Annotated in this window: 20 protein-coding genes and 1 pseudogene; 10 read left to right on the forward strand and 11 right to left on the reverse strand. The window is 67.2% G+C overall.

From position 1 onward, the window contains the following. Positions 1–19: 19 nt before the first annotated feature. Positions 20–1,330 (forward strand): metal-dependent hydrolase family protein, encoded by a 1,311-nt coding sequence (locus tag KME82_RS02160; RefSeq protein WP_215497069.1) that lies wholly within the window; start codon positions 20–22, stop codon positions 1,328–1,330. A gap of 648 nt (positions 1,331–1,978) precedes the next feature. Here KME82_RS02160 and KME82_RS02165 read toward each other — a convergent pair. The 4 genes from KME82_RS02165 to KME82_RS02180 all read right to left on the reverse strand — a co-directional run bounded on the left by KME82_RS02165 (position 1,979) and on the right by KME82_RS02180 (position 7,228). After that, positions 1,979–2,986: a bile acid:sodium symporter family protein gene (locus KME82_RS02165; protein ID WP_215497070.1), complete on the reverse strand. Its 1,008-nt coding sequence runs from the start codon at positions 2,984–2,986 to the stop codon at positions 1,979–1,981. Between the two features lie 372 nt (positions 2,987–3,358). Beyond that, positions 3,359–3,733, reverse strand: a complete 375-nt coding sequence (locus KME82_RS02170) for a hypothetical protein (RefSeq protein ID WP_036112484.1) — start codon at positions 3,731–3,733, stop codon at positions 3,359–3,361. A 38-nt stretch (positions 3,734–3,771) separates the two neighbouring features. Next, on the reverse strand, positions 3,772–4,707 hold the full coding sequence (locus tag KME82_RS02175) for a DNA/RNA non-specific endonuclease (protein ID WP_215497071.1): 936 nt from the start codon (positions 4,705–4,707) through the stop codon (positions 3,772–3,774). Between the two features lie 553 nt (positions 4,708–5,260). Further along, positions 5,261–7,228 (reverse strand): S9 family peptidase, encoded by a 1,968-nt coding sequence (locus KME82_RS02180; protein WP_215497072.1) that lies wholly within the window; start codon positions 7,226–7,228, stop codon positions 5,261–5,263. A gap of 182 nt (positions 7,229–7,410) precedes the next feature. Between KME82_RS02180 and KME82_RS02185 the strand changes: the two genes are divergently transcribed. Continuing rightward, on the forward strand, positions 7,411–8,547 hold the full coding sequence (locus KME82_RS02185; RefSeq protein WP_215497073.1) for a dipeptidase: 1,137 nt from the start codon (positions 7,411–7,413) through the stop codon (positions 8,545–8,547). A gap of 547 nt (positions 8,548–9,094) precedes the next feature. Here the strand turns inward: KME82_RS02185 and dnaG are convergent. Then, complete coding sequence (gene dnaG / locus KME82_RS02190) at positions 9,095–10,846, reverse strand: DNA primase (RefSeq protein WP_215497074.1); 1,752 nt, start codon at positions 10,844–10,846, stop codon at positions 9,095–9,097. An 85-nt stretch (positions 10,847–10,931) separates the two neighbouring features. Between dnaG and KME82_RS26955 the strand changes: the two genes are divergently transcribed. Continuing rightward, positions 10,932–11,237 carry a DUF6053 domain-containing protein gene (locus KME82_RS26955; protein WP_430538777.1) on the forward strand — a complete coding sequence of 102 codons (306 nt, stop codon included), beginning with the start codon at positions 10,932–10,934 and terminating at the stop codon, positions 11,235–11,237. On the opposite strand, the gene KME82_RS02195 is transcribed toward KME82_RS26955, so the two are convergent. From KME82_RS02195 to rpsU, 5 genes are all read right to left on the reverse strand, one after another. After that, a complete protein-coding gene (locus tag KME82_RS02195; protein WP_215497075.1) occupies positions 11,153–11,779 on the reverse strand; it encodes a glutathione S-transferase family protein in 627 nt (208 codons plus the stop codon). The genes KME82_RS26955 and KME82_RS02195 overlap by 85 nt on opposite strands. 102 nt (positions 11,780–11,881) lie before the next feature. Then, positions 11,882–12,931, reverse strand: a complete 1,050-nt coding sequence (locus tag KME82_RS02200; protein ID WP_215497076.1) for a YihY/virulence factor BrkB family protein — start codon at positions 12,929–12,931, stop codon at positions 11,882–11,884. A gap of 315 nt (positions 12,932–13,246) precedes the next feature. Further along, the gene (locus KME82_RS02205; protein ID WP_215497077.1) at positions 13,247–13,516 is read right to left on the reverse strand and encodes an SEC-C metal-binding domain-containing protein; all 270 of its coding nucleotides are present in this window, start codon (positions 13,514–13,516) and stop codon (positions 13,247–13,249) included. Positions 13,517–13,696: 180 nt separating this feature from the next. Continuing rightward, positions 13,697–14,143, reverse strand: coding sequence for a GatB/YqeY domain-containing protein (locus tag KME82_RS02210; protein WP_036112471.1), 447 nt, complete (start codon positions 14,141–14,143; stop codon positions 13,697–13,699). Between the two features lie 243 nt (positions 14,144–14,386). After that, positions 14,387–14,602 carry a 30S ribosomal protein S21 gene (gene rpsU / locus KME82_RS02215; protein WP_031371286.1) on the reverse strand — a complete coding sequence of 72 codons (216 nt, stop codon included), beginning with the start codon at positions 14,600–14,602 and terminating at the stop codon, positions 14,387–14,389. A gap of 148 nt (positions 14,603–14,750) precedes the next feature. Between rpsU and tsaD the strand changes: the two are divergent. From tsaD to KME82_RS02230, 3 genes and pseudogenes are all read left to right on the forward strand, one after another. Next, positions 14,751–15,910: pseudogene (tsaD, locus tag KME82_RS02220) on the forward strand (tRNA (adenosine(37)-N6)-threonylcarbamoyltransferase complex transferase subunit TsaD). 58 nt (positions 15,911–15,968) lie between these two features. Next, positions 15,969–16,325 carry a dihydroneopterin aldolase gene (folB, locus tag KME82_RS02225; protein ID WP_056115356.1) on the forward strand — a complete coding sequence of 119 codons (357 nt, stop codon included), beginning with the start codon at positions 15,969–15,971 and terminating at the stop codon, positions 16,323–16,325. A gap of 215 nt (positions 16,326–16,540) precedes the next feature. After that, positions 16,541–17,368, forward strand: coding sequence for a DUF6159 family protein (locus KME82_RS02230; RefSeq protein WP_215497079.1), 828 nt, complete (start codon positions 16,541–16,543; stop codon positions 17,366–17,368). A gap of 221 nt (positions 17,369–17,589) precedes the next feature. On the opposite strand, the gene KME82_RS02235 is transcribed toward KME82_RS02230, so the two are convergent. Continuing rightward, positions 17,590–18,456 (reverse strand): hypothetical protein, encoded by an 867-nt coding sequence (locus KME82_RS02235; protein WP_215497080.1) that lies wholly within the window; start codon positions 18,454–18,456, stop codon positions 17,590–17,592. A gap of 218 nt (positions 18,457–18,674) precedes the next feature. Here KME82_RS02235 and KME82_RS02240 point away from each other — a divergent pair, with 218 nt between their 5' ends. The 4 genes from KME82_RS02240 (at position 18,675) to KME82_RS02255 (ending at position 24,192) form a co-directional block, all read left to right on the forward strand. Beyond that, entirely contained in the window at positions 18,675–19,859 is a 1,185-nt protein-coding gene (locus KME82_RS02240; RefSeq protein ID WP_215497081.1) for a class I SAM-dependent methyltransferase, read from the forward strand. A 46-nt stretch (positions 19,860–19,905) separates the two neighbouring features. Further along, positions 19,906–20,331: a VanZ family protein gene (locus KME82_RS02245; RefSeq protein ID WP_215497082.1), complete on the forward strand. Its 426-nt coding sequence runs from the start codon at positions 19,906–19,908 to the stop codon at positions 20,329–20,331. A gap of 552 nt (positions 20,332–20,883) precedes the next feature. Continuing rightward, positions 20,884–23,382, forward strand: a complete 2,499-nt coding sequence (locus KME82_RS02250) for a TonB-dependent receptor plug domain-containing protein (RefSeq protein ID WP_215497083.1) — start codon at positions 20,884–20,886, stop codon at positions 23,380–23,382. A 195-nt stretch (positions 23,383–23,577) separates the two neighbouring features. Then, entirely contained in the window at positions 23,578–24,192 is a 615-nt protein-coding gene (locus KME82_RS02255; protein WP_215497084.1) for a PAAR domain-containing protein, read from the forward strand. Position 24,193: the final 1 nt, after the last annotated feature.

Genomic DNA, 24,193 nt, shown 5'->3' on the forward strand with positions numbered 1-24,193 from the left:
ATCAGGGGAGATGCTGTCGATGAGGAATCCGATCCTTCGTTCCATCACGGCGCTCCTGCCGCTGGCTGTCGCCTTCGCGGCGTCGGCGCAGACCGCGTCGCCGGCCAACGCGTCGACGACCGACGATCTGGTGGTGACCGCGGCCAAGTTGTTCGACGCGCGCAGCGGCAAGTTGATCGACCGGCCGCAGGTGCTGATCCGCGACGGCCGTATCGTCGAGGTCGGCCGGGTCGGCGACGCCGCGCCCGACGGGATCAAGCGCCTGGACCTGGCCGGCATGACCTTGCTGCCGGGCCTGATCGACATGCACACCCACCTGGATTCCGATCCGAGCTACGGCGGCTACACCGGCCTGCAGTTCAACGATCGTTTCTGGTCGGTGCTCGCGGTCAAGCACGCGCAGCAGACCCTCGATGCCGGCTTCACCACCGTGCGCAACGTCGGCGCCGACGCTTGGAACGACGTCGGCCTGCGCCAGGCCATCGACGAAGGCCAGCTGCGCGGTCCGCGCATCGTCACCGCCGCGTATTCCTTCGGCGCGACCGGCGGGCATTGCGATTCGACCTTTTTCCCGCCGTCGATGAACCAGAAGAGCCCGTACAACGCCGACTCGCCCGAACAGGCGCGCCAGCGCGTGCGCGAGCTGCGCAAGTACGGCGCGCAGGTGATCAAGATCTGCGCCACCGGCGGCGTGTTTTCGCGCAATACCGAGCCGGGCCAGCAGCAGATGAGCTTTGAAGAGATGAAGGCCGTCGCCGACGAGGCGCATCAATGGGGCCTGCGCGTGGCCGCGCACGCGCACGGCGCCAGCGGCATCCGCGACGCGATCCGCGCCGGCGTCGACACCATCGAGCACGCCAGCCTGATCGACGACGAAGGCATCCGCCTGGCCAAGCAGCACGGTGCGTGGTTGTCGATGGACATCTACAACACCGACTACACCCAGGCCGAAGGCAAGAAGAACGGCGTGCTCGAAGACAATCTGCGCAAGGACCGCGAAGTCGCCGACATCCAGCGCGAGAATTTCCGCCGCGCGCATGCGGCCGGGGTGAAGATGGTCTACGGCACCGACGCGGGCGTGTACCCGCACGGGCTCAACGGCCGCCAGTTCGCGGTGATGACCCGCTACGGCATGAGCGCGGCGCAGGCGATCCAGGCGGCAACCGCGAACGCGGCGCAGGCGCTGGGCCGCAACGATGTCGGCATCGTCGAGCAGGGCCGCTGGGGCGATTTGATCGCGGTCGCCGGCGATCCGACCCAGGACGTGAGCTTGCTGGCTTCGGTGCCGGTGGTGATCAAGGGCGGCGAGGTGGTGAAAGACGCGCGTTGAGCGTTGGGGCGGGTGGTTGCGAGGCGCTTCATCATTCGAGCGCGCTATTGATTGCCCACTTTGAAAAAGGGGGCGGCGCCCGGCGTCAAATCGTTCCTGGACAATGCATGGCGCGGGGGATTTGCTCTTTCGTCGGCAGCGTCACGATCTGATCGAAAAGCAAATCCCCCCTGGCCCCCCTTTTTCAAAGGGGGGAACCCTTCGTTGTGGATTCGCGAGGGCGAGTGGTTGCCGGGCGTTCTCTCAGTCGAGCGCGCTATTGATTGCCCACTTTGAAAAAGGGGGCGGCGCCCGGCGTCAAATCGTTTCTGGACAATGCATGGCGCGGGGGATTTGCTCTTTCGTCGGCGGCGTCGCGATCTGATCGAAAAGCAAATCCCCCCTGGCCCCCCTTTTTCAAAGGGGGGAACCCTTCGTTGTGGATTCGCGAGGGCGAGTGGCTGCCGGGCGTTCCCTCGGTCGAGCGCGCTATTGATTGCCCACTTTGAAAAGGGGGGCGGCGCCCGGCGCGCAGTCGTTGCTGGTAGATGTGCAGCGCGGGGGATTTGCTCTTTCGTCGGCGTCGTCGCGATCTGATCGAAAAGCAAATCCCCCTTGGCCCCCCTTTTGCAAAGGGGGGAATCCTTCTTGATCGATTCGAGAGGTCTCTCAGTCCGCAGCTTGTTCCGGCGCCGCCTGCGCCCGCTGCTGCGCCGCACGCCGCGCATAACGTCGCGCGATGTGCGCGCACACGATCAGCTGCAACTGATGGAAGATCATCACCGGCAGCACGATCGCGCCGAGCGCGCTGCTGGCGAACAATATCTTCGCCATCGGCACGCCGGTGGCCAGGCTCTTCTTCGAGCCGCAGAACACGATCGCGATTTCGTCCTCGCGCGAGAACCCCATCCGGCGCGCGGCGAACGTGGTGGTTACCATCACCACCGCCAGCAGCAACGCGCACACGCCGATCACCACGTACAACGCGCCCAGCGGCGTGTTCTGCCACAGGCCGCTGCTGACCGAGGCGGCGAACGCGGTGTAGACCACCAACAGCACCGTGCCCTGGTCGGTGTAGCGCAGCACCGCGCGCTGGCGTTCGACCCAGGCGCCGATCCAGCGCCGCAGCAGATGCCCGGCCACGAACGGCACCAGCAGCTGCAGCATGATCTTGCCGATCGCCTCCCCGGGGTTCGCCATCGCGCCGTGCGCGCCGGCCAGCGCGCTCATCAGCAGCGGGGTCAGGAACACGCCCAGCAGGCTCGATGCCGACGCGCTGCACACCGCCGCCGGGACGTTGCCGCCGGCCATCGAGGTGAACGCGATCGAGGACTGCACGGTCGAGGGCAGGGTGCACAGGAACAGCAGCCCCAGGTACAGCTCCGGCGTCAGCCAGTGGCCCGACAGCGGCCGCAGCGCCAGGCCGAGCAGCGGAAACAATACGAAGGTGCTGGCGAAGATCACCAGGTGCAATCGCCAATGCAAGGCGCCGGCGAGGATCGCCTCGCGCGACAGGCGCGCGCCGTGCAGGAAGAACAGCGCCGCGATGGCGACATTGGTGAAATCGTCCAGGGCGCCGGCGGACACGCCGCGGACCGGGAACCACCAGGCCAGCGCGACCGCGCCGAGCAGGGCGAGGGTGAAGGCGTCGACGCGCAGACGTTTTAGCCACTGCATGGGGGCGGGGATTCGAGATTAGGGATTAGGTATTGCGTGACGAATTGGGCGTGGGTGATTCCAGTGGAGCATCGTCCGCATTCTGGCCGGCGCGTATCGCGCAGTCCATGATCGATCATGGCCGTGCGAATGCCGGTTTCGCACTGCAGGAGCAGCGCGAGCCGCGATCAACCGAAGCGTTGCGATACCACGCCATTCCCCGAAGCGAAATCATCCGGGCCTTTGAAACCCGAGCCGGTTATCCGGTCTTCGGTTACGGCGCTTTCGTGCGTCGCTTCGGTTGGTCGCGGCTTGCGCCGCTCCTACAGGGAGCGGACGGAGCCTGCGGTGCGAGTGGGCGCCATCGGCGAGCCCACCGCCGCACCGCTCACCTCACCAAGGCTTGACCTTGTCCGCGATCTCCGCCGCGCTGTCGGGCGTCACGTACCACTTGCCCGGCTCTTCGTACTCGAAGTCGATCGCGACTTCGGCCGCTTCGCGGTTGATGCGGATGATGCACACCCGCCACGGCGCCTTGTCCTTGACCTGGGTGACCCGGCGCAGTTCTTCCAGGCGGTTTTCGATCTCCACACCCGACGGCGTCAGCGGTTCGCCCGGCTGGCCCTTGTCGTAGCGGAAGCCGTTGAGGCGGCTGATGCCGTCGCCGTACCACGCGATCAGCGCGTAACCGTCCCACGGCCGTTCGCCGGCCTTGGGGTCGACCACGATCAGGCGCGCGATCTCGCCAAGCAATTCGTCTCTGTTCATGTCCTGCCTTGGGCGTATCGGTAAGGGCGCGCCGGCGATCAACCGGCGGCGATCATGTCGTCCATCTGACTACCGTCGACCCGGTCGTAGTGCTGGCCGGCGCGGTTGTCGAAGCTGACGCGTTGATCGTAAACCCTGCTGCCGTCGCTCGGGTCGATGACCTCATAGGAAATGCGAACCCGGTCCGGTCGATCGACGTTGCGCGGGGTCAGATCGACGCTGATCTGCACGTCCATGCCCTTGTCGACCCAGGCCGCCCATTCGTTCTCGAGGGTCTTGTAGGCGCCCATGTTGAAGTTGCCGTTCTGCGGGAACAGGTTCTTCAGGCCCTGGTCGGTGACGAAGCGGTGGCCGAACACGTGGCCGCCCTGGTCGCCTTCGACGCCGCGATCGGCGGCGGCGCCTTGCGCTTGGGTCTCCGCGTCGCTGCGTTCGATCTTGCTGAACACGGTGCGCAAGGTGCCTTCGGCATGGATCGGCCGGCCTTGCGAGTCGACCGTCCAGACCGCGTCGTTGACCTCGCCGCTGTCGGGGTTGACGACGGTCGCGGAGATTTCCCGGGTGCCGTCCTGCGCTTGCGGCGACAGCCCGAGCCATTGCTTGAGCTTGTCGACCAAGCTGTCGCCGTCGTCGTCGCGCGGCAGCGCCGCATAGGCATCGCGTACCTGCGGCCCGCTGCTGCGTTCGACCGCGCCGGCGATCGTGTCGCGGCCGAACGCGGCTTCGAGCTTTTGCAGTTGCGGCGCGTCGAGTTTGCCGGCGAGGTCCTGCGCCACGATGTCGCGCTCGGCCAGCGGCAGCGCATCGACCTGTTCGCGCAGGGTGTCGAGTTGCGGCGGCGTCAGCGCGTCGGTGGTGGCGCGCGCTTGCGAGGAATCGGCGTCGCGTAAGGTCTGCGGCGTGACCGCCTGGGTCGACGGGTCCAACGGCGGCAGGCGCTCGAAGGCGGGGCGCGAGCTGATCGGGTCGGTCATCGACGGAGCCTGGGCTGTGTGCTGATGACACAGGAAGTTAGCCATTAATGCGCCGGCATCCCAGTGGGGAAAACCCCTGGTATGTATTTCAATTCAATGACTTCGGCCAGGGTTGGTCCTATCCGGCCGGGCCAGTCGCAGGGGCTTGAGGGACAGGCATTCCCCCGCTTCGTGACGGCTACGGGTCGAATCTTCGACGTCGCTTGATCGCGGTGGAATCGATGGGTTGAATGGATCGGATGTAGCGATCCAGGTCGCGTCGCAGGCGGGGTGTCGCGAAAATCCCCCGCGCTGAGGAGGCGTTGCGACTTCGTGCCGGCGCGGGGCGCTCGCCCCCTTTGTCAAAGGGGGCGAGGGTTTTGTTCGGGATTCGGGATTCGGGATTCGGGATTCGGGAATCGGGAATCGGGAATCGGGAATCGAGAGTCGAGAGTCGAGAGTCGAGAGTCGAATCGCGACGCATAACCCCCGACGAAGCACGAACCGTTTCCCCCCCGTTGCAAAAGGGGGCAGGGGGGACTCGCTTTTCGCTCCCGACCCGCCAACCCCAACCTCACTTCCCGATCAAATGCTGCTGCCAGAACTCCATGGTCGCCGCACTGAAGTAATCGGCATTGGCCTTCTTCTGAAACCCATGCCCCTCGTCGTTGAACATCAAGAACCACACCGGCTGCCCATTGCCGCGCACCGCTTTGACGATCTGCTCGGCCTCGGTGTACGGCACCCGCGGATCGTTCTTGCCTTGCGCGACGAACAACGGCGAACGGATCTTGCCGGCGTTCTTCAACGGCGAGATCCGATCGAACACCGCCTTCATTTCCGGCACGCGCTCGTCGCCGTATTCGGCGCGGCGCAGGTCGCGGCGGTAGGCCTCGGTGTTGTTGAGGAAGGTGGTGAAATCCGAAATGCCGACGATGTCGACGCCGGCGCGGATGCGGTCGCTGTAATGCATCAGCGAGGCCAGCACCATGTAACCGCCGTAACTGCCGCCATGCACGCCCACACGCTTGGCGTCGAGTTCGGGCTGTTTGGCGATCCAGTCGAGCAGGCTGCCGATGTCCTTGACCGAATCCTCGCGTTTCTCGGCGTTGTCCAGGCCCAGGTAGGTGCGGCCGTAGCCCGATGAGCCGCGCACGTTGGGCACCAGCACCGCCACGCCGAGTTCGTTGGCGAGGAACTGCGCGGTCGCGTTGAAGGTCGGCTGCGCCTGGCCTTCCGGGCCGCCGTGGATCTGGATCACCACCGGCAGCTTCTTGCCGGCCGGCGCGTTCGCGGGTTTGTAGTAGAACGCCGGAATCGTGCGCGGCTTGCCGTCGAGCTGATCGAAGGTCGGGTAACGCACCAGGGTCGGGGTGACGAACTTGCTCGAGTCCAGGCCGCCGACTTCGCTGCGGGTCCAGCGCGCGAGCTGGCGGCTGCCCAGGTCGATCACGTACACGTCGCTGGGCGAGGTCGCGGTGTTGATCGACACCGCGATGCGCTTGCCGTCGGGCGAGAAGTCGACGCCGCCGATCACGCCGATCGGCAGCTCCGGCAGTTTCACCGGCATGTGGTCGGGCAGCGACAGCACGTGCAGTTTGCTGATGCCATCCTCGTTGCTGACGAACAACAGATGCTTGCCGTCTTCCGACAGCGACACCCCGCCCACGTCCCAGGGAATATCGGCGCTGAGCACCTGCAGCTTGTGAGTGGAAAGGTCATGCCGGCGCAGGCTGGCGAACTCCTGCGCCTTGCCGTCGATCGGTTCGTCGGAGACGAAATAGACCGCGCGGCCGTCCTTGGCGAAGCGGAAATCGCCGATCGCCGCCTTGCCGCCGTCGACCGGGAACATCTCCAGCTTGCCGGTCTGCAGGTCGACCACGCCCGGATAGGTTTCGCTGGCCGACACGAACTTGCTGACCAGCAACCGCTTACCGTCGGGCGAGAAATCCGCCGCGTCCCAGCTGCCGCCCTGCGTCACCACCGCGCGCGGTTTGCGCGTGGCGAAGTCCATCACCCACACGTCGGTGTCCTTGCCGTTGCGCAAGGTGCTGCTGTAGGCGAGCTGCTTGCCGTCGTGCGAGAACAGCGGCGATTCGTTGCGCGACTTGCCGTCGGTCAACAGGCTCACCTGGCGCGAACCCAGGTCGAACCAGTGCAGTTGCCAGAACTCGTTGCCGCCGATGTCCTTGCCGAACACGAAACCGTTCAAGCCGGCGGGCGCCGCGGTCAGGCGATTGACCGGCTCGGGGTAGAAGGTCAGCTGTTCGCGCATGCCCAGCGGCTGGCAGACGCGATGGGCCTGGGTGGTTTCGGCGAAGCGGGTGCCGATCAGTACGCAGCCATCATGGGTCCAGCCGGCGAAACCGGCGCCGCGGGTGTTCTGGTAACGGTTGAGCCGCTCCAGCAGTTCGGGGCCGATCGCCGGTACGTTCTCGCTGACCCGGTTGCCTTGTTCCTGGCGTGCAACATCCTGCGCGTGGGCGAGTTGGGCGAACGCCAGCGCCAGTGCGCTGACGGATAGGACATGGCGCAGCGACATCGTCGTTCTCCCCGGTGTATCGAGTGGGCGTCGGCCCCGCGGCGCTGACGCACGGACCCCGAGCTTAGCGCGCCGCGTCGCCGCTGTGATCCATCCCGAAAGTCACGGACGGAACCGGCCGGCGTTTGGCTTAGAGTGCGGGACCGGCGTCGCGCCGGGTGCCGCGTCCAGGGAGAAGGTCGATGCTCGATCGAAGGTCGTTTTTGATCCGCGGCGCGCTCGCCGGCGCGGCCGCGTTCGCCGCCGGCGCGGCCGGTCCGTTGCGCGCGGCGATGTCGCCGCCGCGCTGGGCGCCGTACGACGAGGCGATGGTGGTCGACGGTTGCGGCTTCATCGGCGATGCCGATTCCGGCCCCGGCGAAGCGCTGTCGAAGCGATTGATCGACGAGGCACGCAGCAGCGGCCTGCGCGTGTTGCAGACCACGGTCGGCCCGGTCGCGCAGTACGAAGGCGCCTACGAAGAAGCGGTGCGCAGCATCGGCCTGTGGGAAAACGAAATCGATCTGCACCCGGACGTGTTCGCGCGGGTGCGCACCGGCGCCGACTTGGAGCGCGCGCGGCGCGAGAAGAAACTCGGCGTGGTCTATCAGTTCCAGGACAGCGCAGCGATCGGCGAGAAGCTCGAACGCGTCGACGATTTCCATCATCTCGGCCTGCGCACGGTGCAGCTGACCTACAACGTGCGCAACCTGGTCGGCGACGGTTGCATGGAAGCCGGCAACGCCGGCATCAGCCGCTTCGGCCACGGCCTGATCGAACGACTCAACGAGCGCCGCATCCTGATCGATCTGGCCCACAGTGGCCGGCGCACCGCGACCGAGGCGATCGCCGCGTCGAAGGCGCCGGTGTTGATCAGTCACACCGGCTGCGCGGCATTGGTCGAGCGCCCGCGCAACAAGACCGACGCCGAACTGCGCGCGGTCGCCGACGGCGGCGGCGTGGTCGGCATCTACCTGATGCCGTTCCTGCGAGAAAGCGGCCAGCCGATGGCCGCCGACCTGATCCGGCATATCGAGCACGCGTTGAAGATCTGCGGCGAAGACCACGTCGGCATCGGCACCGACAACATGCTCTCGCCGGTGGACCTGAGCGAGAAGTACAAGGCGCGTCATCGCGAAGACATCCGCGATCGTCGTCGCCTCGGGATTTCCGCGCCGGGCGAGAGCGAAACGGTGTATCTGTACATCCCCGACCTCAACACGCCGCGCCGTTTCGAGACCTTGGCCGGATTGTTGTCGGCGCGCGGGCATTCGGATGCGGTGATCGGCAAGATCCTTGGCGGGAATTTTGCGCGGGTGATGGGGGAGGTTTGGGGGTGAGGCTTCAGCGGAAACGCCTGCACCCGGTGAATCCTTGGTAGACCGCGTAGCCCCAGGTCGTCATTCCCGCGAAGGCGGGAATCCAGAGGCTTCAGCGTCATCCCGCCACAACGTCATTCCCGCAACAGCGGGACTCCAGTGACTTCAGCGTCATCCCTCCAGAACATCATCCCGCGAAGGCGGGAATCCAAGACGTCAGCGTCATCCTTCCAGAACGTCATTCCCACGAACGCGGGAATCCAAGACGGCAGCGTCATCCCTCCAGAACGTCATTCCCGCGAACGCGGGAATCCAGTGACTTCAAGCGTTCTCGCACGAAAGGCGCTGGATTCCCGCCTTCGCGGGAATGACGGTAGGAGAGAACGCTGAGCATCGTGAGCAGATGGGCTCCGGCAAACGCGCTGTTTGCAAATGCGTGTGATGTTGACCGCAACCGCAACCGAAACCGCAATCGCAACTCACGATCCAGATACCGACTTCCGACTTCCGACTTCCGACTTCCGAATCCCGAATCCCGAATCCCGAATCCCGAATCCCGAATCCCGAATCAATTCGGCGCACGAGGCCGACTCAACCGCGCCTGCAACAACGCCAGCAACTCCCTCTTCTCCTCATCGCTCAGCCCGCTCTCGCCCTGCTGCATCTGCAACTCGGCAAGCCGCTGCTCGACCATCTGCTTCTCCAACTGCCCCACCGCGTCGAAGAACTCGCGCTGCAAGGTGTCGTCGTTGCCCGGCAGGCTCTGGCTGGCAAGCTTCTGCAAGGCGCCGGACTGCGGATGCTCGGCGAAGTGTTCGAGCAAGGCGCCGGTGCTGATTTCCGGGCGCTGCTGCACCACTTCGACGATCTCGGTCAGCAGCTCGATGCCCGGCTGGCGCAAGGCGGAGAAGCGATACGGCGGGGTCAGTCCGGCGGCCAGCGATGGCTTTTGCAACAGCACGCCGATCGCGCTGCGCACCAGCGAACGCCGCGGCGTCGGCGCGTGACGGCCTCCGCCCGAATGCGCGCGTTGGGTCGGCACGTGGGTTTCCGGCGTCGCCTGGCGTCCGCCGACCCCGGTCAGTTCGGTCAGCCGCTGCTTCATCAGATCGGCGAACGCGCCGTCGGGAATCTGCGCGAGCAGCGGTTTGGCGCGTTCGGCCAGACGGCCCTTGCCTTCGAGCGTATTGAGGTTGACGTCGGTGGCGATCGAGTCGAATAGGAACTGCGACAGCGGCGTCGCATCGCGCAAGCGCCGGTCGAAGCCTTCGGCGCCTTCGGTGCGCACCAGCGAATCGGGGTCTTCGCCGTCGGGCAGGAACAGGAAGAACGCCTGACGTCCGTCCTTCATCCGCGGCAGCACCGATTCGACCGCCTTCCACGCCGCGCCGCGCCCGGCGCGATCGCCGTCGAAACAGAAGTACACGTCGGCGGCGTTGCGGAACAGCAGTTCGGCGTGGTCGGGCGTGGTCGCGGTGCCGAGCGTGGCCACCGCGGTGTCGACCCCGTGCTGGAACAGCGCGATCACGTCCATGTAGCCCTCGACCACGATCAGGCGCGGGATCTTGTTGTGGGTCTGACGCACCTGCCACAGGCCGTACAGCTCGCGGCCCTTGTGGAACAGCGGAGTTTCCGGCGAGTTGAGGTACTTCGGCCCGTCTTCCTTGTCGAGCACCCGGCCGCCGAAGGCGATCACGCGGCCGCGCCGGTCGTGGATCGGGAACATCACCCGGTCGCGGAATTTGTCGTAAACGCGGCCGGTGTCGTTCTTCGACAGCATGCCGCCGCGTTCGAGCAGTTTCATCCGGCGCTCGTCGGTGCCCAGCGCATCGCGCAGCGCGTTGAAGCCGTCGGGCGCGTAGCCGATGCCGAAGCGGTCGCGGATGTCGATGCTGACCCCGCGGCTGTCGAGATAGCCCTGGGCCTTGCCGCTGCTCGCGTACTGCTTGAGGAAGAAACGCTGCGCGGCCTCCAGCGCGTTGAACAGCTCCTGGGTGTCGGAATCCTCGTTGCGCGAGCGGGTGTCGCGCGGGACTTCCACGCCGACCCGCTTGGCCAGTTCCTCGACCGCATCGAGGAACTCGAGCCGGTCGTAGTTCATCAGGAAGCTGATCGCGGTGCCGTGCGCGCCGCAACCGAAGCAGTGATAGAACTGCTTGGTCGGCGAGACCCAGAACGACGGCGAGCGCTCGTCGTGGAACGGGCAGCGCGCCGAGTATTCCTTGCCCTGACGCTTGAGCGGCACGCGCGCGCCGACCACCTCGACGATGTCGGTGCGGGCGAGGAGGTCGTCGATGAAGCCGTCGGGGATGCGGGCCATGCCGGGGGCGCCCGCGAGGGGCTGCGGAACTCGTTGCGGATCGGCGACTAGGATGCCATGAGCGGCGCGCTCAGGCCGCGACGGGATGGGGCGGGCTTCGGCTGGGCATGCGGGCTTGCGCAAGAGAAGCTTTGCTTGTGTGGGAGGGGCTTCGGCCCCGACGCTGTTCGCTCAGGTCGCCGTGCTTTGGTCGAAAGCCCTATCCGCGTGGCGATCTGAGCGAACAGCGTCGGGGCTGAAGCCCCTCCCACAATCGTCCTGGCCGTCTTGGACCCCTGAGTCCTCGGCGGCTTTCTTCCATGCCGCCTACAACCCCGGCCGCCCCGGCCACGGCTCGGCCCAGGCCGGAATCCGCATCAGCCCGTCCAGCCAGCGCACGATGTTCGGGTAGTCGCCCAGCGGCAGATGGCACTGGCGCCAGTAGGTCGCCATCGAGGCGAGCTGGAAGTCGGCGATGGTCAGCCGGTCGCAGGCGACGTAATCGCGGCCTTGCAGGTGGCCGTCGAGCACGCCGGCGTACTTGGCGATGTCGCGCTGGCGCGACTGCAGCAGCTCCAGGTCGGGTTCGCCGAAACCGTAGTGGCCTTTGATGATGTATTCGAAGTAGTGCGCATCGATCGTCGTGGCCCAGTGGCAATCGTTCCACGACAGCCAGCGCAGCACCTGCACCTGTTCGGCCGGGTTGTGCGCCGGCCACATGTCCGAACCGGCGCGGATGCACAGGTAGGCCATGATCGCCGAGGCCTCCCACAGCGCCACGTCGCCGTCGACCAGGGTCGGCGCTTTCATGTTGGGGTTGAGCGCGGCGTAGTCGGGGTGTTTCATCGTGCCGGCCATGAGGTCGTGCTCGATCAGCTCGGCCTCGATGCCCAGGTGCTTGACCAGGGCGAGCACCCGGCGCGGGGCCTGGGCTTGAATCCAGTGGATCTTCATCGGTGTCCTCGGTTGCGCTGCAGATACTCAGGCGACGAACGCGCGGAGGCAGGATCGACAAGCGGCGCGATGCAAGCGCCGCCGCAAACCGAAAAACCCGACTCAGGCCGGCGGCGCGGCGTCGTGCGGGGTGGCAGCGACGGCTCCCGGCTGCGCCGCCAGCCCCGCCGCCTTGCGCTCCTCGGCCAGGCGCCGGCGCACCCGCGCGTGTTCGTCGAGCATCGCGGTGATCAGCGCGCCCAGTAGGAACACCACCGCGCAGTAGTACATCCACACCAGCATGATCACCAGGCCGCCGGCCGGCCCGTAGGCGGTGCCGAGGCTGGCCTGGCCCAGGTACAGGCCGATCGCGCTGCGGCCGAGCATGAACAGGCCGGCGGTCAGCGCGCCGCCGACCAGCGAGCGGCCCTTGCTGACCGGGCGATCGGGCAGCCAGCGGTACATCGCCGCGAACACCAGCGCGTACAGCACGAACGAGGCGACCGCGGCGAACACCGGCAGCAGGTCGGGCACGTAGGCGATCAGCAGCTGCAGCGCGGCCTGTACCGCCATCGACACCACCAGCAGGAAGCCGACGCTGATGACCATGCCGAACGACAGCAGGCGCTTGCGCAGCCACGCGGCCAGCCCGCCCAGGCGCTTGGCGTCGCTGCGGAACACCCGGTTGAGCGCGGCCTGCAACTGGCCGAACACCGCCGAGGCGCCGACCAGGAGTGCGACGGTGCCCAACAGGGCCGCGAACGAGCCCGTGCCCGGGCGGTTCTCGGCATTGGCCACGATCAGCCGCGCCGTGCTTTCGACCTGGCTGCCGGCGAGCAGCCCGATCTGGCGGAAGAATTCTTCCTGCGCCGACGGGTACAGCGCGGTGGTCAGCCACAGCACCATCAGGATCAGCGGCGCCAGCGACAGCAGGGTGTAGAACGACAGCGCCGCCGCCAGGGCGAGGATGTCGTAGTCGACGAAGCGCTGCACGAACTTGCCCGGCCAGCTCTGCTCCAGGCGGGCCTGCAGGGCGTGGATGCGTTCCAGGGTCTCGTGCGCGAACTCGCCGGCGCCGGCGCGCAGGTCCGGGTGGGCGGAGCGCGCCGCGGCGTCGCGCGTGGGCGCGTGGCCGGTCGGGGGCGAAGTCGGCGGATCGGGATGTACGGGCATGCGGAGACAATGGCGGCGCGTGCAGCGTCGCATTCAGTATCCGTCAATCGGGTTAGCGGCGCGTCGGCATGGTGTGCAGATCGCGCGGGTGGGGTTCAGGCGGAGAAGGTATAGGCGCGGGCCGCAGTGGTTCATGCACCCAGGCCCAGCCGCCGCCGAATGCGCCGTATCCCCCTGTAGGAGCGGCGCAAGCCGCGACCGCGCCAACAAAAACCACCGCGCCGCCTGCAAGCAAGCGACGCGACGGCCATCACGACGGCCATTGTCAGCCGCCGAAGCGCTCAATCACGGAAGTAATCGTCGCGCTCGACCCCTTCATACCGCCCGGCGCCGAGACAACAGTTCCTTAAACCTCCGCGTGGAGCCGCAGGGGCACGGATCGTTGCGCCCCAGCTTCTCGACCAGTTCCTTGTCGCCATGGACCAGCCGCCGGCCGCGTTTGACCCGGGATTCGGACGGGAAGCCTTTGCGGCGCTTGCGGGTGATTTCACGCGTGGGCGCCGCGTCGAGCGCGGTGTCGACGATGCCGCGATCATCGTGGTGTGTCGCTTCGAAGTCGGTCTCGAAAGCAGGCGGCGGCGTCAAACGCCGGCGCGATCTCGGACAGCAGCGGCGTGAAAGCAGTCGCGGTGGGTGGTCTTGCGTTTCATGGTGCACCTCCGGGTGTGCGGCCCTTGCGGGCGTGGATCGCAGGCGCCACGGTCGCGGCGCCTGCGGGGTTCCAAGGCCGCTCTCGTCCAGGAGAGCGGCGTGTCGCGGCGCGGCTCAGCCGGCCAGACGCTTCTTCGCCAGCGCCGAGGCCTGGCCCATGTCGGCCTTGCCGGCCAGCTTGGCCTTGAGCGGGCCCATCAGCTTGCCCAGGTCGGCCGGACCGGTCGCGCCGACTTCGGCGATGGTCGCCTCGATCACCGCCAGCACTTCGGCCTCGCCCATCTTGGCCGGCAGGTAGCGTTCGATCACCACGATCTCTTCGCGCTCGACCTGGGCCAGGTCTTCGCGCGCGGCCGCCTCAAACTGGCTGACCGAGTCGCGGCGCTGCTTGACCATCTTGTCGAGGATCGCAATCACCGCCACGTCGTCGAGCTCGATGCGTTCGTCGACTTCCTTCTGCTTGAGCGCGGCATTCATCAGGCGGATCACGCCCAAAGAGTGCTTGTCGCCGCTCTTCATGGCGGCCTTCATGTCTTCGGTGAGGCGTTGCTTGAGGCTCATAAGGGGCTCGTGAATCGGGAATGGAGAATCGGGAATCGGGAATCGGTCACGGACTGCGCGGTATCGGCAGAATGGGGCGGGGTGGGGCGCAGGCGGCTGCCTTTCCGATTCCCCACTCCCGATTCCCCATTCCCGGCCTTCCGGCGTGGAACGCAAAAAGCCGGCAGCGCACGAGGCGCGGCCGGCTTGATGGTCATCCCATGCAGGACCAGCCGCGAAGCTGGCCATGCGCGGAATGCGCGATCAGTACAAGCGCTGGCGCTTGGTGACGTCGCGCGAGGCGCGGCGCGCCTGACGCTTCACCGCCGCGGCGGCCTTGCGCTTGCGCTCTTGGGTCGGCTTCTCGTAGAACTCGCGCTTGCGGGTTTCGGCGAGGACGCCGGCCTTTTCGCAGGTGCGCTTGAAGCGACGCAGGGCAAACTCGAAAGGCTCGTTTTCGCGGACTTTGACGCTGGGCATACGTAATCTCGTTATCTGGGACCGGCCCGGAGGACCGGGAGAGCCGCGCATTATAGCGATGCCCCCGACGAAGGTGCAACATACACCCCATGAACGCGACATTCTCCCAGAAAACGGCTTCCCCCGCCTCGTCCCAGGGCCCGTCCCGATGAAAGTCCTGGGCATCGAAACCAGCTGCGACGAGACCGGCGTGGCCGTCTACGACACCGATACCGGCCTGCGCGCGCACGCGCTGTACAGCCAGATCGCCCTGCACGCGCAGTACGGCGGGGTGGTGCCCGAGCTGGCCAGCCGCGACCACGTGCGCAAGCTGCTGCCGCTGGTCCGCCAGACCCTGGCCGAGGCCGGACTGCGCGTGGACGAACTCGACGGGGTGGCCTACACCGCCGGCCCCGGGTTGGTCGGCGCGCTGCTGGTCGGCGCCGGGGTCGCGCGCGCGCTGGCCTGGGCGCTCGAGGTGCCGGCGATCGGTGTCCACCATATGGAAGGCCACCTGCTCGCGCCGCTGATGGAGGACGACCCGCTCGGCCGACCCGAGCCGCCGTTCGTGGCCTTGCTGGTGTCCGGCGGCCATACCCAGCTGGTCGCGGTCGAACGGATCGGCCAGTACCGGCTGCTCGGCGAGACCCTCGACGACGCCGCCGGCGAAGCCTTCGACAAGACCGCCAAGCTGATGGGCCTGCCGTACCCGGGCGGCCCGCAACTGGCGGCGCAGGCCGAACTCGGCACCCCGGGCCGGTACAAGTTCGCCCGGCCGATGACCGACCGGCCCGGCCTGGATTTCAGTTTCAGCGGCTTGAAGACCCAGGTGCTGCTGGCCTGGCAGAACAGCGACCAGACCGAGCAGACCCGCGCCGACATCGCCCGTGCGTTCGAGGACGCGGTGGTCGACACCCTGGCGATCAAGTGCGAACGCGCGCTCGATGCGGCCGGCTGCAAGACCCTGGTGGTCGCCGGCGGCGTCGGCGCCAACACGCGCCTGCGCGCCAAGCTCGCCGCGATGGCGGAAAAGCGCGGTGGCCGGGTCGCGTTCCCGCGGCCGATGTTCTGCACCGACAACGGCGCGATGATCGCCTACGCCGGCGCGCTGCGACTGCAGGCCGGGCAGCACGAGGAGGCCGCGGTGAAGGTGACGCCGCGTTGGGATATGGCGTTGTTGCGGGCGGTGTAAAAAGCCGGGAATCGGGAATCGGACGGCGCATTCGTGCGGCCCGTGGCATGCTAGCGCCCCGCGTTTCGCCCCTCTTGTCGTTCGTTGCATGCGAACGCCATGAACGACCCTCGATCCGAACGCGGTGCTTCAGATAGCGCCGCAACCGCTTTTCCGATTCCCAACTCCCCATTCCCCATTCCCGGCTCTCAACTCATGGACCACGTTTTCATCGAAGGCCTGGAAATCGAAGCCGTGATCGGCATCTACGACTGGGAGCGCGGTATTCGCCAGCCGCTGGTGTTCGATCTGGAGATGGCGTTCGACAACCGCGTGCCCGCGGCCAGCGATGCGATCGGCGATACGCTCGACTATGCGGCGGTGTGCGCGCGCATCACCGAGTTCGTCGCGCAGTCGCAGTTCGGTCTGGTCGAGACCTTGGCCGAGCGCGTGGCCGCGATCGTGCTCGACGAGTTCAAGGTCGCGCGGGTCCGGCTCAAGTTGAGCAAGCCCGGCGCGATCCGCAATGCGCGCGGGGTCGGGGTGTCGATCGAGCGCAGCCGCGGCGGTTGAGCCGGTTGCTTGGGGTGATCGCTGATCTGAGCCGAAAGCGTCGGGGCTGAAGCCCCTCCCACAAAAGACCTCGTCCTGACGCGAAGCCGGAAGTCTTTTGTGGGAGGGAGCTTCAGCCCCGACGCTCTTGTTTCAGATCACCCACAACCCATCCCACTTGCGAATTCCCATCACAGGTTCGACGATGCCCCGGTCACTAAACCTGGGGGCAGGCGATGTTCGAGAAAATTTCCCGCAGCTGGCAATTGGCCAAGGCCAGCGCGGCGGTGCTCAATTCGGATCGGGAGCTGTTGATCTTCCCGATCATCTCGGCGGCCTGCGTGCTGGTCGTGCTGGCGACGTTCCTGATCCCGGCGCTGGCGCTGGACGTGTTCGCCGACGGCTACGGGCCGGGCTCGCTGCTGTTCGCGTTCGCGTTCTACTTCTGCCAGTACTTCGCGATCATCTTCTGCAACTGCGCGCTGGTCAGCGCGGCGATGATCCGGCTGGAGGGCGGCGACCCGACCCTGGCCGACGGCTTCAACGCCGCGCGCTCGCGCCTGGGCGCGATCGCCGGGTACGCGGCGATCGCCGCGACCGTCGGCATGATCCTCAAGGCGCTCAAGGACCGCGACAACAACTTCATCGTGCGCCTGATCGGCGGCGCGCTCGGCGCGGCGTGGACCATGGCGACGTTCCTGGTGGTGCCGGTGCTGGTCGCCGAGGACGTGGGGCCGGTCGATGCGGTCAAGCGCAGCGTGGCGATGTTCAAGCGCACCTGGGGCGAAAGCGCGGCGGGCATGGTCGGGATCGGCCTGGCCACGGGTCTGGCGATGGTCGCGGTCGGCCTGCTCGGCTTCGGCCTGGCCTATGTGCTGGGCCTGCTGTCCTCGGCCCTGGCGGTGCTGCTCGGCGCGATCACCGTGCTCGTGCTGCTGGCGCTGGCGGTGTACCAGAGCGCGCTCGGCAGCGTGTACTCGGCGGCGTTGTATCGGTACGCGGTCGACGGCGAGGTGCCGTGCGGCTTTGAAGGGCTGCAGCTGGAAAGCCCGCTGGCTCGCTGAAGCAGAACGTTCGTGACGGCCAGGATCGGGGCGCTTCGGCGCCCCGATTCGTTCGCGTATTCGCGCTCGTCGTTCGCGCGGCATTTGCAACGACGAGGTAAGCGACCCCGCACGCTCGCATCGCAACCACGCAAACCGACTGTAGGAGCGCCGCCAGTCGCGACCGCGCCACAACGCCCGCGCCGAAACCCGCGCAATCGCCGCGGCGCAACGTATCGCCGCTAAGTCTTCGCCAACGCTGCAGCCAGCAACTCGTCGTCGACCGCCCCCAGCGCCACCGCGATCCGGCTTTCGTCGCCGGCATGCTCGGGATAGAACCACACCACTGCCGCGTCGCCCGCGCGCGGCAACTGCATCGCATCGAACTGGCTGGTCTTGGTCACCCAGCGTTCGACGCCCTGGTGGTCGCTGAACTTGACCACGTAGCGAATGCGCGGCTGATTGAGGATCTCCACGCCGGTGTCGTGGGTTTCGGTGACCACCCCGGCGGTGCGCGCGCCTTCGCTGACGATCCGGCGCAGGCGCAGGAAGTAGCGCACGCGCTTGCGGTAAGCGCGCAGCGCGAACATCGCGCACGCCAGCGCCGCGGCGACCAGCAACAGCGGCAGCCAGTGCTGCGAATGCCAGCCTAGCCAGGTCAGCCAATCCCACTGCGCGCTGGGCGGCGAGGGCGCGGCCAGCGATGCGCCGACCGGCACCGGCGGCAGCCACGAATCCGCCGCGCCGCGCCACAGGCCGAGCGCCCAGGCGACCTGGGTCAGCGCGAAGCTGCCCCAAGTGGTCGCCGCCAGGCCGTACAGCTCGGCCAGGACGAAGCTCAGCAGGAAACCGAGGATGAAGGCGCCGAAGGCGCCGACGAAGATGCCCCAGAACATCGGCGGGGTGGCGTCGGCCGCATACGCCAGGGGCACCACGTAGCCGTCGCCGACCGGATACTGAGCGACGTGCGCGACCGAATAGGCGAACAGGCCCCACAGTGCGGCGACGATCAAGACCAAGGCCCACAACAGCCAGTTGGGCCGCTGCGGCTGTTGAAACTGATCGATCAGTTCCTGGCGCCGGACGATGGCCGGATCGACCGTGCTCATGCGCGAGCCTCCTGGGGTGACCGCGCCATGCTGCACGGATAGTTTGAAAGTAAACCGCACGCAGCGCCGAAAGCCGCGCGTTTAGTACCAAAGCGCTAGCGTCCGGCGGCGCGGTCCCGCATGGACCGGCCGCAACAGCCCGTTCGCCGCGCGCAACTCGCCGCCGCCGCCGCCGGGCCGTATCCTGACGGCCTGTTCCCGCTGCCTGTCCTCCGCCTTTGAAAACCTTCGATCTGCCGCCTCCCGACGCCGACGCGCTCGCCCACAGCGCGCGCCTGGCCCAACTGATCCGCGAGCAGATCGCCGCGAACGGCGGCGCGATCGCGTTCTCGCGCTACATGGAACTGGCCTTGTACGCGCCCGGCCTGGGCTATTACAGCGCCGGCGCCAGCAAGTTCGGCCGCGACGGCGATTTCGTCACCGCGCCCGAGCTCGGGCCGATCTTCGCCGCGTGCGTGGCCGAAGCGGTGGCGCCGGTGTTGCAGCAGGTCGGGCCGCAGGCGCGGTTTCTCGAAGTCGGCGGCGGCACCGGCGCGTTCGCCGAGGTCGCGCTCAAGCGGCTGCTGGAACTCGATGCGCTGCCGGACCGTTACGCCATCCTCGAGCCCAGCGCCGAACTGCGTCACCGCCAGCGCGAGCGTCTGCGCGAACGCCTGGTGCCGCCGCTGTTCGAACTGCTGGAATGGCCCGATGGCCCGTTCGGCGACGAGTGGGACGGCGTGCTGTTCGCCAACGAAGTGATCGATGCGCTGCCGACGCCGCGCTTCGCCATCCACAACGAGGAAGTCCACGAAGAGCACGTCGTGGTCGACGGCGAGGGCTTCGCCCGCGAGCTGCGTCCGGCCGACGATTTTCTCGCCAACGCGGTGCGCCAGGCCGAGCGCCGGCTCGAACACCCGTTCGCCGAAGGCTATCGCTCCGAGTTGTTGCCGCAGTTGCCGTACTGGATCCAGGCCGTGTCCGGCGGCCTGCGCCGCGGCGCGATGCTGTTTGTCGATTACGGCTATCCGCGCGGCGAGTTCTACGCGCCGCAGCGCAGCGACGGCACCTTGCGCGCGTTCTACCGTCATCGCATGCACGGCGATCCCTTGCTGTGGCCGGGTCTGCAGGACTTGACCGCGTCGGTGGATTTCACCGCGCTGGTCGAAGCCGGCGTACACGCGGGATTCGATCTGGCCGGTTACTGCTCGCAGGCGAGTTTCCTGCTCGGCAACGGCCTGGCCGGCGTGCTGCAGCGGATCGAGGCGATCAAGGACGAAAGCGAAAAGCAACGCCGGCTCGCCGAGGTCAAGCAACTGACCTTGCCCAGCGAAATGGGCGAGCGGTTCCAGGTGATGGGATTGCAGAAGGACGTCGAGTTCGGCGTCGCCTTTCTGGCCGGCGATCTGAGTCATCGTCTGTGATCGCACGTCGGTGTGGCGACCTGTGTGTGCTCATGAGCGCGGGCCCGTGAGCGCCGCGCCGGCGCGCGCGTGGCTGCGCGAATTCGAACGTCCGGCGCTGTGGGTCGCGCTGTGGCTGGCGATGATCGCGGTGGTGATCGCGACCTGCCTGCTGCCCGCGCGCGATCTGCCGCCGACGCCGTTTTCGCAGTTCGACAAGATCGAACACTTCAGCGCCTACCTGGCGATGTCGGCCTATGCCGGCATGCTGTTCGCGCGGATGCGGCCGCAGGCGATCGCGGCGATCGGTTTGATCGCGATGGGCGTGGGCCTGGAATTCGCCCAGGCCACGCTGACCGATTCGCGCAGCGGCGATGCCGCCGACGCCCTGGCCAACGGGCTGGGCGCGTTGGCCGGTTTGTTCGTGGCGCGCACGCCGGTGGCGTCGTGGTTGCAGCGGGTCGATCGCAGGTTGGCGCCGAGGCGGGGTTGAGCGAGCGGTGGGTCGGCTGCAAGCTGCGCTGACCGCTGACCGCTGACCGCTGACCGCTGACCGCGGAAGCGGCGTTCTGCCATGCCTTCCACGGCCATGGCCCGCGATTGGTTTGCGTGGCCGCGGTGGGATTGCGGTGTTGTTTCATTGACGCGGTCGCGGCTTGCGCCGCTCCTGCAGTCGCTTCGCCCAACCACGCCGCCACCTGCGACGCTCCCGCCCGCAGCCCCCTGTAGGAGCGGCGCAAGCCGCGACCGCGCAACCTCGACCACGACAACCGCCGGCCATCCCAGCGCAACCGACCGGTCCGCGCATATGGCACGCACGCCGTGCGCTATAGGTGCCAGGCACGCGCCGCCGCCCGCAGAGCCGATTCAGTGACGCCCGCCCATTAACCGCTGAACCGCTCATTAGCCCATTCGTCGTTATAGGAAACCTGTCACAAAGCCATAGTCGGCACAGTCACACGGCGTATTGCGTAAAGGTTAAGAACTTGTGAGGCTCCAGCGCGGGCCACGGGAGCCCGCCTCTCTTTCGCAAGGAAACCGACTCATGCCTTCAGTGCATCGCAACCGATTGGCGCTGGCCGTGGCCGCCGCCATGGCCGCCAGCGCCTTCGTCCCCTCCGCCGCGCTCGCCCAGGACGCCGCTCCGGCCAGCCGCGATGCGACGACCCTCGACGCGGTGCAGGTGACCGGTTCGCGCGCGCGCGGCCGCGCCGCCGAAGACACCGCCGCGCCGGTCGACGTGATCGGCAAGGAAGAACTCACCGCGACCGGCGCCACCGAGATCGGCCAGATCCTGCAGATGCTCGAGCCGTCGTTCAATTTCTCGCGCACCTTCGTCAGCGACGGCACCGACATCCTGCGTCCGGCCACGCTGCGTTCGCTCGGCCCCGATCAGGTGCTGGTGCTGGTCAACGGCAAGCGCCGCCACCAGCAGGCGCTGGTCAACGTGCAGCAGACCATCGGCCGCGGTTCGGCCGGTACCGACATCAACGCCATTCCGCTGTCGTCGATCGAGCGCATCGAAGTGCTGCGCGACGGCGCCGCCGCGCAGTACGGCTCGGACGCGATCTCCGGGGTGATCAACATCATCTTGAAGAAGCAGACCGACGAAACCCAGCTGTCGTTCCAGGCCGGCAAGTACTACGCCGGCGACGGCGCCAACTACCAGGGCTCGGTCAACACCGGGGTCAAGCTCGGCGACAACGGCGGCTTCCTCAACTTGTCGCTGGAATACCGCGACCGCGCCGAAACCAATCGCGCCGGCCCCGACAGCGCGCGCGTCAACCCGCCGCGGGTGACCCAGCGCCTGGGCGACGCCGACGCGACCGACGCCTATTTCTGGTTCAACGGCGGCCTGCCGGTCGGCACCGGCGAGCTGTACTGGTTCGGCGGCCTGTCCAAGCGCAAGGGCGATTCCTCCGGCTTCTTCCGCAGCCCCGGCGACAACCGCACGGTGCCGGCGCTGTACCCGGACGGCTTCCTGCCCAAGATCCTGACCACGGTCGACGACACCTCGCTGGCGGTCGGCTACAAGGCGCCGATCAACGACAACTGGGACTGGGACATCTCGGTCAACCGCGGCCGCAGCAAGTTCGGCTTCGAGGAAAGCAACTCGGTCAACGTGAGCTGGTGGTACGAACCCAAGCCCGGCGGCGGCATCTACGCACAGTCGCCGACCAAGGCCGACACCGGCACGCTGCAGTTCGACCAGACCACGTTCAACCTGGATTTCCGCGGCACCCTCAAGGGCTTCAACGATCGTCCGCTGTACCTGGGCACCGGCGTGGAATACCGCCAGGACGACTACCAGATCCGTCCCGGCGCGCCGGTGACCTACACCTACGGCCGCACCAACAACCGCGCGATCAACATCGTCGGCCAGACCGGCGAAACCGCGCAGCCGGGCATGCAGGGCTTCCCGGGCTTCTCGCCGAACGAAGCGGTCGACGACGGCCGCCACAACTACGCGGTGTATCTGGACGCCGAAACCAACCTGACCGACCGCTTCCTGCTCGGCGGCGCGGTGCGTTACGAGGACTATTCCGACTTCGGCAACACCACCACCGGTAAGCTGTCGGCGCGCTTCGACGCGACCGAGCAGTTCGCGGTGCGCGGCACGGTTTCCACCGGCTTCCGCGCGCCGGGCGTGCAGCAGCTGTTCTACAGCCAGCGCTCGACCAACCTCAACGCCGCCGGCGTGTTGACCGACACCCTGACCGCGCGCCAGGACAGCGCGGTCACCCGCGCGTTCGGCATCGAGCCGCTGAAGGAGGAAACCTCCAAGAGCGCCTCGGTCGGCTTCGTGCTCAAGCCCAACGATCGCTTCTCGCTGACGATGGACGTGTTCCGCATCGACATCGACGACCGCATCATCTTCTCCAGCAACATCCAGCCCGAGTCGGTCGGCACCAACGGCCAGCCGTGCGCGCCGGGCAACGGCAACTGCCCGATCCGCGCGATCCTCGACCCGATCGGCGTCGGCCAGGTGCTGTTCTTCACCAACGCCATCGACACCCGCACCACCGGCGTGGACATCGTGGCCAACCACAACACCGAGTTCGCCGGCGGTTCCAAGTTGAACCTCACCGCGCTGGTGCATTTCAACAAGACCGAAGTGAAGGACCGCCGTTCGCAGTCGAACATCCTGTCGCCCAGCGCCTTGTTCGACGACACCCAGGTGACCTTGATCGAACGTGGCCAGCCGCGCGCGCATCACGTGCTGCAGGGCGTGTACGAGATCAACAAGTGGGAGTGGACCGCGCGCGCCAACTACTACGGCCCGGTGACCGGCGAAGGCTTCACCCCGGGCATCAAGCAGACCTGGGGCGGCAAGTGGCTCGGCGACCTGGCGGTGCGCTACAAGTTCAACGACAAGACCAGCGTGACCGTCGGCGGCAACAACATCTTCGACACCTACCCGGACAAGTGGGACCCGCAGACCGGCGCGCCGTTCCCGCAGCTGGGCTTCAAGTACGGCTGGGAAACCCTGCCGTTCGGCATGAACGGCGGCAGCTACTACGCCCGGATCGATTATCGGTTCTGAGCTATCCGACATTCGTCCGCAACCGGCCGCCGCGCGAGTTCATCGCGCGGCGGTTTTGTTTATGCGGCGCGGCCTGGCGTGAATATCGCGCGGCCAACCCGGGTTTTTGAACGCGGCGGGCGCGGCCGCTTGACTGGACGCCGCGGTGCGTGGATAACGACTCTTCGGATGGACCCCCAGGGATAGGGACGCGTCATGGGCAGAATATGGATCGTGGTGGGCGATACCACCACCGGTGGCGGCACGGTTGTATCGGGCTCGCCATTCACCGATATCGACGGCAAGCCCGTCGCCCGCATCGGCGACAGCGTCGTGTGCCTGCGTCACGGCCCGACGGTGATCGTCAGCGGCGACTCGACCATGATCATCGACGGACAGCCGGTCGCCCGGCATGGCGATGGCGTCGCCTGCGGCTGCAGCTTGATCTCGGTTCAACAGGTGCATGTCCACATCGAGGCCGGTGGAGGCGGAGGCGGCAAGGCCGCTGGTGCCGCTGGTGCCGCTGCGGCGGCGGCGAAGGCGGCCGGACCGGCGTTGAGCAACGCGCTGGCGGCTGCCGAGGCCGAAGAAGACGGCGAGTTCGATCTCGACTTCCTGATTACTGAACAAGGCAGCGGCGAGCCGCTGGCGGACTGGCCGTATCGGATCGAGCTGGCCTCCGGCCGCGAAATCGAAGGCCGCACCGACAGCGAGGGCAAGACCGCGAAGCTCAGCAGCAAGCAGGCCGAGACCGCGACCGTGCATGTCTACATGCCCGATGCCGAGGGCGAACTCGACCCGCCGCCGAATCACGAAGTGGACTGGAGCTGAC

The sequence above is a fragment of the Lysobacter capsici genome, assembly GCF_018732085.1.
In the GTDB taxonomy this organism is placed as follows: Bacteria; Pseudomonadota; Gammaproteobacteria; order Xanthomonadales; family Xanthomonadaceae; genus Lysobacter; species Lysobacter capsici_A.

Coding starts and splice junctions, on each gene's coding strand:
- rpsU (WP_031371286.1), bottom strand. CDS start 14,602: ATGCCCAGCGTCAAAGTCCGCGAAAACGAGCCTTTCGAGTTTGCCCTG.
- folB (WP_056115356.1), top strand. CDS start 15,969: ATGGACCACGTTTTCATCGAAGGCCTGGAAATCGAAGCCGTGATCGGC.
- KME82_RS02175 (WP_215497071.1), bottom strand. CDS start 4,707: ATGACCGACCCGATCAGCTCGCGCCCCGCCTTCGAGCGCCTGCCGCCG.
- KME82_RS02200 (WP_215497076.1), bottom strand. CDS start 12,931: ATGCCCGTACATCCCGATCCGCCGACTTCGCCCCCGACCGGCCACGCG.
- KME82_RS02165 (WP_215497070.1), bottom strand. CDS start 2,986: ATGCAGTGGCTAAAACGTCTGCGCGTCGACGCCTTCACCCTCGCCCTG.
- KME82_RS02185 (WP_215497073.1), top strand. CDS start 7,411: ATGCTCGATCGAAGGTCGTTTTTGATCCGCGGCGCGCTCGCCGGCGCG.
- KME82_RS02170 (WP_036112484.1), bottom strand. CDS start 3,733: ATGAACAGAGACGAATTGCTTGGCGAGATCGCGCGCCTGATCGTGGTC.
- KME82_RS02230 (WP_215497079.1), top strand. CDS start 16,541: ATGTTCGAGAAAATTTCCCGCAGCTGGCAATTGGCCAAGGCCAGCGCG.
- KME82_RS02235 (WP_215497080.1), bottom strand. CDS start 18,456: ATGAGCACGGTCGATCCGGCCATCGTCCGGCGCCAGGAACTGATCGAT.
- KME82_RS02160 (WP_215497069.1), top strand. CDS start 20: ATGAGGAATCCGATCCTTCGTTCCATCACGGCGCTCCTGCCGCTGGCT.
- KME82_RS02180 (WP_215497072.1), bottom strand. CDS start 7,228: ATGTCGCTGCGCCATGTCCTATCCGTCAGCGCACTGGCGCTGGCGTTC.
- KME82_RS02195 (WP_215497075.1), bottom strand. CDS start 11,779: ATGAAGATCCACTGGATTCAAGCCCAGGCCCCGCGCCGGGTGCTCGCC.
- KME82_RS26955 (WP_430538777.1), top strand. CDS start 10,932: ATGGGGCGGGCTTCGGCTGGGCATGCGGGCTTGCGCAAGAGAAGCTTT.
- KME82_RS02210 (WP_036112471.1), bottom strand. CDS start 14,143: ATGAGCCTCAAGCAACGCCTCACCGAAGACATGAAGGCCGCCATGAAG.
- dnaG (WP_215497074.1), bottom strand. CDS start 10,846: ATGGCCCGCATCCCCGACGGCTTCATCGACGACCTCCTCGCCCGCACC.
- KME82_RS02255 (WP_215497084.1), top strand. CDS start 23,578: ATGGGCAGAATATGGATCGTGGTGGGCGATACCACCACCGGTGGCGGC.
- KME82_RS02250 (WP_215497083.1), top strand. CDS start 20,884: ATGCCTTCAGTGCATCGCAACCGATTGGCGCTGGCCGTGGCCGCCGCC.